Below are 12,026 nucleotides of genomic sequence, written 5' to 3' on the forward strand. Positions count from 1 at the left end.
ATCCGCCCCTTCTCTTAGTTCCTCGCCAGCACGCTGCTGGCTTCTTGCGCCGCCGGTCCTTCGGCGGTCAGGTGGGCGAGGTTCTCCGGGAGCGCCTCGCCGCGGTGCGCCTTGGTCTGCGCGTACAACCGGCCCGCGCGGTACGACGACCGCACCAGCGGTCCCGCCATCACGCCCGGGAACCCGATGGCCTCGGCGGTCTTGGCGTGCTCGACGAATTCTTCCGGCTTGACCCAGCGGTCGACCGGGTGGTGGCGCGGGGAAGGCCGCAGGTACTGGGTGATCGTGATGATCTCGCAGCCCGCGTCGAACAGCTCCTGCAACGCCACGCTGACCTCGTCCGGGGTTTCGCCCATGCCGAGGATCAGGTTCGACTTCGTCACCAAACCGGCCGCACGGGCCTGCGTGATCACGTCCAACGACCGCGCGTAACGGAAGCCGGGGCGGATCCGCTTGAAGATCCGCGGCACGGTCTCCACGTTGTGCGCCAGCACCTCCGGACGCGACCCGAACACCTCAGCCAGCTGGTCCGGCTCGGCGTTGAAGTCCGGGATCAACAGCTCCACACCGGTGCCCGGGTTCAGCGCGTGGATCTGACGCACCGTCTCCGCGTACAGCCACGCACCGCCATCAGCCAGGTCGTCACGGGCGACACCGGTGATGGTCGAGTACCGCAAGCCCATGGCCTGCACCGACTCGGCGACCTTCCGCGGCTCAGTGCGGTCCAGCGCAGCGGGCTTGCCCGTGTCGATCTGACAGAAATCGCAGCGCCGGGTGCACTGGTCCCCGCCGATCAGGAACGTGGCCTCCCGGTCCTCCCAGCATTCGTAAATGTTGGGACAACCGGCCTCTTCACAAACCGTGTGCAGACCCTCGCGCTTGACCAGGCCCTTGAGTTCGGTGAACTCCGGACCCATCCGCACCCGCGTCTTGATCCACGACGGCTTCTTCTCGATCGGCGTCTCGCTGTTGCGCACCTCAAGCCGCAACAACTTCCGCCCTTCGGGCTGCGCGCTCATCGGCTCAGGTCCGCGTACAGCGGGTGCTTCTTCGCCAGCAGCTCGACCCGGGTGCGCAGCGCCTGCTGCGCGGCCTCGTCGAAGTCCGGCTTGAGCGTCTCGGCGATGATGTCCGCGACCTCGGTGAAGTCGTCGGCGCCGAAACCGCGGGTGGCCAGCGCCGGGGTGCCGATCCGCAGGCCCGAGGTGACCATCGGGGGACGCGGGTCGAACGGCACCGCGTTGCGGTTGACGGTGATCCCGACCGAGTGCAGCCGGTCCTCCGCCTCCTGGCCGTTGAGCTGGGAGTTCACCAGGTCGACGAGAACCAGGTGCACGTCGGTGCCGCCGGTGAGGACGCGGACGCCCGCCTCGGCGCAGTCGGTGCGCGACAGCCGGTCGGCGAGGATCTTCGCGCCTTCCAGGGTGCGCTCCTGGCGCTCGCGGAACCCGTCGGTCGCGGCGATCTTGAGCGCCACGGCCTTGGCCGCGATCACGTGCTCCAGCGGACCGCCCTGCTGGCCGGGGAACACCGCCGAGTTGATCTTCTTCGCCAGGTCCTGGCGGGAGAGGATCAGGCCGCCGCGCGGACCGCCGAGGGTCTTGTGCGTGGTGGTCGTGACGATGTCCGCGTGCGGCACCGGCGACGGGTGCAGCCCGGCGGCCACGAGGCCGGCGAAGTGCGCCATGTCGACCATCAGCTTGGCGTCGACCAGGTCGGCGATCCGGCGGAACTCGGCGAAGTCGAGCTGGCGCGGGTAGGCCGACCAGCCGGCGACGATCAGCTTCGGCTTGTGCTCGACCGCCAGCCGCTCGATCTCGGCGACGTCGACGATCCCGGTCTCCTTGTCGACGTGGTAGGCGACCACGTTGTACAGCTTGCCGGAGAAGTTGATCTTCATCCCGTGCGTCAGGTGGCCGCCGTGCGCGAGGTCGAGGCCGAGGATCGTGTCGCCCGGCTTCAGCACCGCGAACATCGCCGCCGCGTTGGCCTGCGCGCCCGAGTGCGGCTGCACGTTCGCGTGCTCCGCGCCGAACAGCGCCTTGGCCCGGTCGATCGCGAGCTGCTCGACGACGTCGACGTGCTCGCAGCCGCCGTAGTAGCGGCGGCCCGGGTAGCCCTCGGCGTACTTGTTCGTCAGCACCGAGCCCTGCGCCTCGAGCACGCCGACCGGCGCGAAGTTCTCCGAGGCGATCATCTCGAGCGTCGACTGCTGGCGGTCCAGCTCCGCGGCCACCGCGGCGGCGACCTCGGGGTCCACCTCGGACAGGGGGGCGTCGAACGGGGCGGTCATCAGTTCTCCTGGGTCAGCTCGGCGTACGCGGACGCGTCGAGCAGCTCCGGGACGTCGCCCGAGAGCCGCACCTGCAGCAGCCATCCTTCGGTGTAGGGGTCGGAGTTGATGACCTCGGGGGTGTCCGATGTGGCCTCGTTCACCGCCACCACCTCGCCGCTGACCGGCGAGTACAGCTCGCTGACCGACTTGGTCGACTCGACCTCGCCGAACACCTCGCCCGCGGTGACGGTGTCGCCGACGCCGGGCAGCTGCACGAACACGATGTCGCCGAGCGAGCCGGCCGCGAACGCGGTGATGCCCACCGTCGCGACGCCGTCGTTGACCGACAGCCACTCGTGTTCCTTGGTGTAGGACAGGTTCTGGGGAATGCTCACGGTGCTAGGGCCTCTCAGGCTCGGGAGTAGAAGGGCAGGGCGACGACCTCGACCGGCTCGACGCGGCCCCGGATGTCGACGGACAGCGCGGTGCCGGGCTCGGCGTGCTCCCGGTCTACATACGCCATGGCGATCGGGTAGCCCAGCGTCGGCGACAGCGCGCCGCTGGTGATCTCCCCGATAGTGGCATCGCCGGACAGCACGGCGTACCCGTGCCGCGGGGCGCGGCGGCCGGTGCCGCGCAGGCCGACCCGCACGCGCGGGACGTCGGCCTTCTTCAGCTCCTCCAGGGCCGCGCGGCCCACGAAGTCGCCCGGCTTCTCGAACTTCACGACCCGGCCGAGACCGGCGGCGAACGGGTTCAGCTCGCGGCTGAGTTCGTTGCCGTACAACGGCATCCCGGCTTCCAGCCGCAGCGTGTCGCGGCAGGCGAGCCCGCACGGGACCAGGCCGTGCTCCTGCCCCGCCTCGGTCAGCAGCTGCCACAGCGCCGGAGCCTGCGCCGCGGGCACGAACAGCTCGAAGCCGTCCTCGCCGGTGTAGCCGGTGCGGGCCAGCAGCACGTCGATGCCCTTCACGACGGCGGGCACGCTCGCGTAGTACTTCAGCGACGCGAGGTCGGCGTCGGTCACCGCGGCGAGCACGTCGACCGCCTTCGGGCCCTGTACCGCGATCAGCGCGGTGTCCGCGGACCGGTTCTCGACCACCGCGTCGAACCCGGCGACCCGCTCGGCCAGCGCGTCCGCGACCACGGCGGCGTTGCCCGCGTTGGCCACGACCAGGTACTCCTCGTCGGCGAGCCGGTAGACGACCAGGTCGTCCAGCACGCCGCCGTCGGCGTCGCAGATCATCGTGTAGCGGGCGCGGCCCGGCTTCACGCCGGTCAGGTTGCCGACCAGCGCGTAGTCGAGCACGTCGGCGGCCTGCGCGCCGCGGACGTGGATCTCGGCCATGTGCGACAGGTCGAACAGCCCGGCCGCCTCGCGCACGGCCTTGTGCTCGGCCAGCTCGCTGGCGTAGCGCACCGGCATCGACCAGCCGGCGAAATCGGTGAACAGCGCCCCGAGGTCCTGGTGGACCTGGTGCAGGGGGGTTTCCGTCACAGGAAGCCTTTCGTTGTCGCGAGCGGAGGTCGCGCTCACGCGTCGTACGCGTCGAGGGGCGGGCAGGAGCAGACGAGGTTGCGGTCGCCGCGCGCGCCGTCGATCCGCCGCACCGGCGGCCAGTACTTGGTCTTGCGCGCCACGCCGACCGGGTACACCGCCAGCTCGCGGTCGTAGTCCGCGGTCCACTCGCCGACGATCGACGACGCGGTGTGCGGCGCACCTCGCAGCGGGCTCGTCTCGGCGGTCCAGCGGCCGGCCGCGACCTCGTCGATCTCGTGCCGGATGGCGATCATCGCCTCGCAGAACCGGTCGATCTCGGCCAGGTCCTCGCTCTCGGTCGGCTCGACCATGAGCGTGCCCGCGACCGGGAAGGACATGGTCGGCGCGTGGAAGCCGTAGTCGATGAGCCGCTTCGCGACGTCGTCCACGGTCACGCCGGTTTCCTTGGTGATGCCGCGCAGGTCGAGGATGCACTCGTGCGCGACCAGGCCGTCCTGCCCGGTGTAGAGCACCGGGTAGTGCGGCGCGAGCCGGGCGGCGATGTAGTTGGCCGCGAGCACCGCGACCTTGGTGGCCTCGGTGAGCCCGGGCGCGCCCATCATCCGCACGTACGCCCAGGAGATCGGCAGGATCGACGCCGAACCGTAGGGCGCGCCGCTGATCGGGCCGACGCCGGTGTCCGGTCCGGCCTGCGCGAGCAGCGGGTGGTTCGGCAGGTACGGGGCGAGGTGTTCGCGCGCCGCGACCGGGCCGACGCCGGGACCGCCGCCGCCGTGCGGGATGCAGAACGTCTTGTGCAGGTTCAGGTGCGAGACGTCGCCGCCGAACTCGCCCGGCTTCGCCAGGCCCAGCAGGGCGTTGAGGTTCGCGCCGTCGACGTACACCTGGCCGCCGCCGTCGTGCACGATCTTGGCGAGCCGCTCGATGCCGTGCTCGTAGACGCCGTGCGTGGACGGGTAGGTGACCATGATCGCGGCGAGGTCGGAGCTGTGCTGGTCCACTTTGGACTGCAGGTCTTCGAGGTCGACGTTGCCCTCGTCGGTGCACTTGACCACGACGACGCGCATCCCGGCGAGCACCGCGGACGCGGCGTTGGTGCCGTGCGCGGACGACGGGATCAGGCAGACGTCGCGCTCGGGCTGGCCGTTCGCCTGGTGGTAGGCGCGGATGGCCAGCAGCCCGGCGAGCTCGCCCTGGCTGCCCGCGTTCGGCTGCAGCGACACCTGGTCGTAGCCGGTGACCTCGGCCAGCCAGCCGGACAGCTGGCGGACCAGCTCGTGGTAGCCCTCGGCGTCCTCGGCGGGCGCGAACGGGTGGATGCCCGCGAACTCGCGCCAGCTGATCGGCTCCATTTCGGTGGTGGCGTTGAGCTTCATCGTGCAGGAGCCGAGCGGGATCATCCCGCGGTCGAGCGCGAAGTCCTGGTCGGCGAGGCGGCGCAGGTAACGCAGCATCGACGTCTCGGACCGGTGCGTGCTGAACACCTCGTGCGTCAGGTAGCCGCTCTCGCGAGCGAGACCGTTCGGGAGTGCCTGCGCGGCTTCCCACGCACTGTCGACGCCGAAGGCGCGAAGCACCTTCGCGAGCGTGTCGGGACGCGTGACCTCGTCGCAGGCGATGCGCACGTGGTCAGCATCGATGTGGCCGAGGTTGATCCCCGCCTCGCGCGCAGCCGCGTGCACCTCAGCGGCACGGCCAGGCACCTTCGCGACGACAGTGTCGAAGAAGGCTTCGTGCGCGACTTCGACGCCACCGGCGCGCAGCGCCTTCGCGAGACCGGCCGCGAGCTCGTGAACCCGCGTCGCGATCGCCTTCAGCCCCTCGGGACCGTGGTAGACCGCGTACATCGCCGCGAGCACCGCGGGCAGCACCTGCGCGGTACAGATGTTGGAGGTCGCCTTCTCACGACGAATGTGCTGCTCGCGCGTCTGCAGCGCGAGGCGATACGCAGTGTTGCCGTCCGCGTCCACGGACACGCCCACAAGCCGACCCGGCAGCGAGCGCTCCAGACCAGCGCGCACCGCCATGTACCCGGCGTGCGGACCGCCGTAGCCCAGCGGCACACCGAAGCGCTGCGTGGAACCGACAGCGACGTCCGCGCCGAACTCGCCGGGCGCGGCGATCAAGGTGAGCGCGAGCAGGTCGGCAGCGACCGTGTACAGCGCGCCCGCGGCCTTCGCCGCTTCGGAAACCGCGTGGTAGAAACCGCGCCCGCGCAGCACGCCGGACGCGCCCGGGTACTGCACGATGACGCCGAAGAACTCCTCGGGCAGCCCGGTGAGCAGGTCGCGCACCTGCACGTCGATGCCGAGGCCGGCGGCACGCGTCCGCACGACCTCGATGGTCTGCGGAAGGCATTCGGCGTCGAGAACGACCACATTGGACTTCGACTTCGACGCGCGGCGCATCAGCGTCATCGCCTCGGCGGCCGCGGTGGACTCGTCGAGCATCGAGGCGTTGGCGATCGCCAGCCCGGTCAGGTCGGACACCGCGGTCTGGAAGTTCAGCAGCGCCTCGAGCCTGCCCTGCGAGATCTCCGGCTGGTACGGCGTGTACGCGGTGTACCAGGCCGGGTTCTCCAGCACGTTGCGGCGGATCACGCCCGGGGTGACGGTGTCGGAGTAGCCGAGGCCGATCATCTGCGTCATCGGCCGGTTGCGCGCGGCGAGCGCACGCAGTTCGGCGGTGGCCTCTTCCTCGGACGCGGGCGCGGGAAGCGCCAGGTCACCGGCCGTGCGGATGGCGGACGGCACCGCCGCTTCCACGAGGGCGTCCAGGCTTCCGTAACCGCATTCGGCGAGCATCTTCGCCCGCTCGGCCTCGCCGGGACCGATATGGCGGGTGTCGAAGGGGGTGGAGGTGATGGGAGCTCCTCGGGACGGGCACCGGGCGCGGCGGTGCACTGGGAACTCCCCCTCTGTCATGGGCACCTGAGAGTTTCACCGCGCTCGGCGCGGCTTTCACCTTGGGTGAGGCGCGGGTGCGCCTGCTTTCCAGAGTGGCCTCGCCAAAAGCGGTAGCGGTTACCTGAGAGATTCCGGGGAGTTTGCTCCTTCGGTGTCCCACTGATCGCATGGGACTCTCCCGCTCCGGCTCGAACGGCCCTGTGTTCAGTTGTGGGTGCGGCCACTCTACCTGCCGCTTCGCGCACCAGTCTACCGCTCCCGGCCTACGCCACAAACGTCCGTGAAGGACCCCTTGAGGGAATCGGATTCCGGCAAGGAGCCCTTCACGGACCGTCACAGCGGGGTTACATAGGCGCCGGAGATGCCGCCGTCGACGAGGAACTGCGCGGCGGTGATGAAGCTGGCGTCGTCGCTCGCCAGGAAGGCCACCGCGGCGGCGATCTCCTCCGGTTCGGCGAAGCGGCCGACCGGGACGTGCACCAGACGGCGAGCCGCGCGCTCCGGGTCCTTCGCGAACAGTTCCTTCAGCAGCGGAGTGTTGACCGGCCCCGGGCACAGCGCGTTGACCCGGATGTTCTCGCGCGCGAACTGCACGCCCAGCTCGCGCGTCATGGCGAGCACGCCGCCTTTCGAAGCGGTGTAGGAAATCTGCGACGTCGCAGCGCCCATCACGGCCACGAACGACGCGGTGTTCACGATCGAACCGCGGCCCTGGCGCTGCATGTGCGGCAGGACCGCCTTGCAGCACAGGTACACCGAGGTCAGGTTGACCCGCTGCACCTTCTCCCAGGCTTCGATGCCGGTGGTGAGGATCGAGTCGTCCTCCGGCGGCGAGATGCCCGCGTTGTTGAACGCGACGTCGACCGCGCCGAACTCGTCGACGGTCGTCTGGAAAAGGGCTTCGACCTGGTCCGCGTCGGTGACGTCGACCTGGACGAAGGCCCCGCCCACCGCGTCGGCGGCCGCCTTGCCCTGCTCCGGCGCGACGTCGCCGATCACGACCTTCGCGCCCTCGCTCGCCAACCGCTTGGCGGTGGCGAGGCCGATGCCGCTCGCACCGCCGGTGATCACCGCGACGCGGCCGTCAAAACGCTGCACCATCGTGAGTCATTCCTCCGTGCTCAGGAAAACGTTCTTGGTTTCGGTGAAAGCGGCCGCGGCGTCCGGGCCCAGTTCGCGGCCGAGACCGGACTGCTTGAAGCCGCCGAAGGGCGTCCAGTACCGGACCGAGGAATGCGAATTCACCGACAGGTTCCCGGATTCGACACCGCGCGCGACCCGGAAGGCGCGGCCGACGTCGCGGGTCCAGATCGAACCGGACAGGCCGTATTCGGTGTCGTTCGCCATCCGCACCGCCTCGGCTTCGTCGCGGAAGCGGACCACCGCGACGACCGGGCCGAAGATCTCGTCGCGGGCCAGCGGATCGTCCAGTCCCGGCGGGAGCACGACGGTCGGCGCGAACCAGTAGCCCGGCCCGGACGGGGCGCTGCCGCGGAAGGCGACCGGCGTCCGCTCGGTGACGTAGGAGGAGACTTTCGCGTGGTGGTCCGCGGAAATCAGCGGGCCCATCTCGGTCGCCTCGTCGCCCGGATCGCCGACGACCACGCCCTGCACCGCGGGTTCCAGCAGTTCGAGGAACCGGTCGTAAACGGTGTCCTGCACCAGGATCAGCGACCGCGCGCAGCAGTCCTGCCCGGCGTTGTCGAACACTCCGTACGGCGCGGTCGCCGCGGCCTTCTCCAGATCCGCGTCGGCGAACACGATGTTGGCGTTCTTGCCGCCGAGCTCCAGCGTCACCCGTTTCACCTGCGCCGCGCAGCCGGCCATGACCTGCTTGCCGACCTCGGTGGACCCGGTGAACACGACCTTGCGCACCGCCGGATGCGTGACAAACCGTTGTCCGACAACGGATCCCTTGCCCGGCAGCACCTGGAAGACGTCCTCGGGGATACCCGCCTCGCGAGCGAGTTCAGCCAGCCGCAACGCGGTGAGCGGGGTCAGCTCGGCCGGTTTGAGCACGACGGTGTTGCCCGCCGCGAGCGCCGGCGCGAAGCCCCAGCCCGCGATCGGCATCGGGAAGTTCCACGGCACGATCACGCCGACCACGCCCAGCGGCTCGTGGAAGGTCACGTTGACGCCGCCGTCGACGGGGATCTGCTTGCCCAGCAGCCGTTCCGGCGCGCCCGCGGAGTATTCGAGCAGGTCGCGCACGTTGCCCGCTTCCCAGCGGGCGTTGCCGATGGTGTGGCCGGAGTTCTCGACCTCCAGCCGGGCCAGGTTCTCGACGTCGGCGTCGACCGCGTCGGCGAACCGGCGCAGCAGCCGCGCCCGATCGCCCGGGGCGACCGCCCGCCAGGCCGGGAACGCGGCGTGCGCGCGGGCGATCGCGGCGTCGGTCTCCGCCTCGGTGGTCAACTCGACCTGGCGCACCACTTCCGCGGTCGCCGGGTTGCGCACGTCGAACGTCGTCATTTCCCCTCCTGCGCGGCGTTCGCCAGCGCGGCGAACAGCCGGACGTCGTCGCCGTCCTGCTCCGGATGCCACTGCACGCCGAGCACGAACTCCCCCGGCATCTCCGCGGCCTCGATCGTCCCGTCCGCCGCGTGGCCGGACGCGACCAAGCCGGAGCCGAGCCGGTCGATCGCCTGATGGTGGTAACACTGGACTTTCGTTTCCCGGCCGAGGATCGCGGCCGCCCAGGTGCCGTCGACCAGGTTGACGGTGCTGGTGCCGAACGTCGCCGGAGCGGGCTGATGCGTTGCGTCGCCCAGGGTTTCCGGCAGGTGCTGCGAGAGCGTGCCGCCGAGCGCGACGCTCATGACTTGCAGCCCGCGGCACACGCCGAGCACCGGCTTCCCGGCCGCGCGCGCCGCCGCGAACAGGCCGAACTCGAACGCGTCGCGCTCGGGGCGGATGTACGTCGCCGGGTGCGGCTCCTGGTCGTACCGGCTGGGTTCGACGTCCGCGCCGCCGGTGAGAACAAGACCGTCGATGCGTCCGACGAGCGCGTCGTAGGCCGTGCTTACCGGCGGCAGCAGCACCGGGATCCCGCCCGCCTTGACCACGCAGTCCGCGTACACCCGGTGCAGCAGCGTCGCTTCGGTGTCCCAGGCCAGGAACTTCGCCTGTTCCGAATACGTGCTGAGCCCGATGACGGGTGGGTCAGAGTCGTTCGAAACCACGGATGCGCTCCCAATCGGTCACAGCTCGCTCGTACGCTTCGCGCTCGATCCGCGCGGCGTTGAGGTAATGGTCGACTACATCGGCACCGAAGGCATCTCGCGCGATACGGCTGCCTTCGAGAGCTTCAGCCGCTTCAGCAAGCGTGACGGGCACGGTCGGCTTGTCGGACGCGTACGCGTTGCCGACGAACTCAGGCTCCAACGGCAGTTCGTTCTCGATGCCGTGCAGCCCAGCAGCGACCATCGCGGCGACAGCGAGGTACGGGTTCACGTCTCCGCCGGGTACGCGGTTCTCGACACGCAACCCGTCACCGTGTCCGACAACGCGCAACGCGCACGTACGGTTGTCCGTGCCCCACGCGATCGCTGTCGGCGCGAAGCTGCCAGGGACGTAACGCTTGTAGGAGTTGATGTTCGGGGCGAAGAAGTACGTCAGCTCGCGCAACGCTTCCAGCTGTCCGGCGAGGAAGTGCTGCATCAGCTTCGAGAAGCCGTGGTCGCCGTCGCCGGGAAGCACCGCTTCGCCGGACTTGCTGCGAAGGCTCAGGTGGATGTGACAGGAGTTGCCTTCGCGCTCGTTGTACTTCGCCATGAACGTGAGGCTCTTGCCCTCCTGCGCGGCGATCTCCTTCGCACCGTTCTTGTAGATGCCGTGGTTGTCGCAGGTCGCGAGCGCTTCGGCGTAACGGAAGGCGATCTCGTGCTGACCCGGGTTGCACTCGCCCTTCGCCGACTCCGGATACAGGCCCGCGCCCGCCATCTCGTTGCGGATCCGGCGCAGCAGCGGCTCGATGCGCGCGGTGCCGAGCATGGAGTAGTCGACGTTGTACTGATTGGACGGTTTGAGATCGTGGTAGCGCTTGTCCCAGGCGGACTCGTAGGAGTCGTCGAACACGATGAACTCGAGTTCGGTGCCCGCGTACGCCTTCAGGCCGTGCTCGGCGAGCCGGTCGAGCTGACGGCGCAGCACCTGGCGCGGCGATACGGAAACCGGGCCGCCCTGCACGCGCTCGACGTCCGCGAGCACCAGCGCGGTGCCCTCCTGCCACGGGATCTCCCGCAGCGTCGCGAAATCCGGCCGGAGCACGAAGTCGCCGTAGCCGCTCTGCCAGGACGAGATGTCGTAGCCGTCGACGGTGTTCATGTCGACGTCCACCGCGAGCAGGTAGTTGCACGCCTCGGTCGCGTGGCCGGCCACCTCTTCGAGGAAGTACTCCGCCGAACAGCGCTTGCCCTGGAGCCGCCCCTGCATGTCGGTGAGCGCGACGAGCACCGTGTCGATCGTGCCCGCCGTCACCCGTTCGCGGAGTTCTTCGAGCGTGAGCATTCCTCGCCTGGCCGCCATCGCATCGCCCCAAAGGTTCGGATCAGGTCCTTTGCGGCTTCTTCCTACCGGGCCGTCGGGCCTCGGTCAATCCACTGAAAGGTATTTTCTCATACCTTTGAACGCGTGCTCGACCGGCCTCCCCCGCGCGGTGCCTGCTATGTCCGGGTTGCCCGGCTGAGAAGATACTGTGAATCGGGTGCGTCCGGGACCAAATCCGCCGCCTCGTGCGTTGGACCGGGCAAGAGAGGTGAGAGGGATGACTGAAGCATTCACGCAGACCACGTTCAGCCAGCAGCAGGCGCGGCCGCAGCTCCCGACGCTGCCCACCGGGTGGCCGATCGGGTCGTACGAGTCCTACGAACAGGCCCAGCAGGCCGTCGACCACCTCGCGCACGCTGATTTCCCGGTCACCGACGTCACGATCGTCGGGGTCCAGCCGATGCTGGTGGAGCGCATCGCGGGCAAGATGAGCTGGAGCCGGATGCTCAGCAGCGCGGCCATGTCCGGCGCGGTGTTCGGCCTGTTCCTGGGCCTGGTGCTGAGCATGCTCAACCCGGCCGCCGGACTGCTGTCGATCGTGCTCGGCCTCGCCGCGGGTGTCGTGTTCAACGTGGCCTTCGGCGCACTGGGCTACGCGGCGAACCGCAACAAGCGCGGGTTCATCTCGCAAAGCCAGCTGGTCGCCCAGCGCTACGACGTGCTGTCGCAGCCGCGCAACGCCGAGAAGGGCCGCCAGCTGCTGGCAGACCTGGCCGCGCGCTCCGCGTTCAACCACTGAGTTCCGGCGACTCGCCTCCCGGGCGCCCCGGCCGTTCGCGGCCTGGGCGCCCGGTTT

10 protein-coding genes and 1 riboswitch are annotated in these 12,026 nt (G+C 69.7%); of the genes, 1 reads left to right on the forward strand and 9 read right to left on the reverse strand.

Annotation, left to right across the window (positions count from 1 at the left end; all coding sequences use genetic code 11):
• Positions 1-14: 14 nt before the first annotated feature.
• From lipA to FKO37_RS40760, 9 genes are all read right to left on the reverse strand, one after another.
• Positions 15-1,019, reverse strand: a complete 1,005-nt coding sequence (gene lipA, locus FKO37_RS40720) for a lipoyl synthase (RefSeq protein WP_238607866.1) — start codon at positions 1,017-1,019, stop codon at positions 15-17.
• Positions 1,016-2,293: a serine hydroxymethyltransferase gene (gene glyA, locus FKO37_RS40725; RefSeq protein ID WP_043835362.1), complete on the reverse strand. Its 1,278-nt coding sequence runs from the start codon at positions 2,291-2,293 to the stop codon at positions 1,016-1,018. Before glyA ends, lipA begins: the two co-directional genes overlap by 4 nt.
• Positions 2,293-2,670 carry a glycine cleavage system protein GcvH gene (gene gcvH / locus FKO37_RS40730; RefSeq protein ID WP_037811636.1) on the reverse strand — a complete coding sequence of 126 codons (378 nt, stop codon included), beginning with the start codon at positions 2,668-2,670 and terminating at the stop codon, positions 2,293-2,295. Before gcvH ends, glyA begins: the two co-directional genes overlap by 1 nt.
• A 14-nt stretch (positions 2,671-2,684) precedes the next feature.
• Positions 2,685-3,773, reverse strand: a complete 1,089-nt coding sequence (gcvT, locus tag FKO37_RS40735; RefSeq protein WP_037811638.1) for a glycine cleavage system aminomethyltransferase GcvT — start codon at positions 3,771-3,773, stop codon at positions 2,685-2,687.
• Positions 3,774-3,808: 35 nt separating this feature from the next.
• The gene (gcvP, locus tag FKO37_RS40740) at positions 3,809-6,700 is read right to left on the reverse strand and encodes an aminomethyl-transferring glycine dehydrogenase (protein ID WP_238607867.1); all 2,892 of its coding nucleotides are present in this window, start codon (positions 6,698-6,700) and stop codon (positions 3,809-3,811) included.
• Positions 6,684-6,783: riboswitch (glycine riboswitch) on the reverse strand. (Overlaps the previous gene by 17 nt.)
• 232 nt (positions 6,784-7,015) lie before the next feature.
• Positions 7,016-7,783, reverse strand: a complete 768-nt coding sequence (locus tag FKO37_RS40745) for a 3-oxoacyl-ACP reductase (RefSeq protein ID WP_037811639.1) — start codon at positions 7,781-7,783, stop codon at positions 7,016-7,018.
• A gap of 6 nt (positions 7,784-7,789) precedes the next feature.
• On the reverse strand, positions 7,790-9,154 hold the full coding sequence (locus tag FKO37_RS40750) for an aldehyde dehydrogenase (protein ID WP_238607868.1): 1,365 nt from the start codon (positions 9,152-9,154) through the stop codon (positions 7,790-7,792).
• On the reverse strand, positions 9,151-9,864 hold the full coding sequence (locus FKO37_RS40755; protein ID WP_238607869.1) for a gamma-glutamyl-gamma-aminobutyrate hydrolase family protein: 714 nt from the start codon (positions 9,862-9,864) through the stop codon (positions 9,151-9,153). Before FKO37_RS40755 ends, FKO37_RS40750 begins: the two co-directional genes overlap by 4 nt.
• On the reverse strand, positions 9,845-11,209 hold the full coding sequence (locus FKO37_RS40760) for a glutamine synthetase family protein (protein WP_238607870.1): 1,365 nt from the start codon (positions 11,207-11,209) through the stop codon (positions 9,845-9,847). The genes FKO37_RS40755 and FKO37_RS40760 overlap by 20 nt, the downstream gene beginning before the upstream one ends.
• Positions 11,210-11,447: 238 nt before the next feature.
• Here FKO37_RS40760 and FKO37_RS40765 point away from each other — a divergent pair, with 238 nt between their 5' ends.
• The gene (locus FKO37_RS40765) at positions 11,448-11,969 is read left to right on the forward strand and encodes a general stress protein (protein WP_009074217.1); all 522 of its coding nucleotides are present in this window, start codon (positions 11,448-11,450) and stop codon (positions 11,967-11,969) included.
• Positions 11,970-12,026: the final 57 nt, after the last annotated feature.

Source organism: Amycolatopsis sp. Poz14 (genome assembly GCF_006704225.1).
GTDB lineage: Bacteria > Actinomycetota > Actinomycetes > Mycobacteriales > Pseudonocardiaceae > Amycolatopsis > Amycolatopsis nivea.

Coding starts and splice junctions, on each gene's coding strand:
- lipA (WP_238607866.1), bottom strand. CDS start 1,019: ATGAGCGCGCAGCCCGAAGGGCGGAAGTTGTTGCGGCTTGAGGTGCGC.
- glyA (WP_043835362.1), bottom strand. CDS start 2,293: ATGACCGCCCCGTTCGACGCCCCCCTGTCCGAGGTGGACCCCGAGGTC.
- gcvP (WP_238607867.1), bottom strand. CDS start 6,700: ATGACAGAGGGGGAGTTCCCAGTGCACCGCCGCGCCCGGTGCCCGTCC.
- FKO37_RS40745 (WP_037811639.1), bottom strand. CDS start 7,783: ATGGTGCAGCGTTTTGACGGCCGCGTCGCGGTGATCACCGGCGGTGCG.
- FKO37_RS40750 (WP_238607868.1), bottom strand. CDS start 9,154: ATGACGACGTTCGACGTGCGCAACCCGGCGACCGCGGAAGTGGTGCGC.
- FKO37_RS40760 (WP_238607870.1), bottom strand. CDS start 11,209: ATGGCGGCCAGGCGAGGAATGCTCACGCTCGAAGAACTCCGCGAACGG.
- FKO37_RS40765 (WP_009074217.1), top strand. CDS start 11,448: ATGACTGAAGCATTCACGCAGACCACGTTCAGCCAGCAGCAGGCGCGG.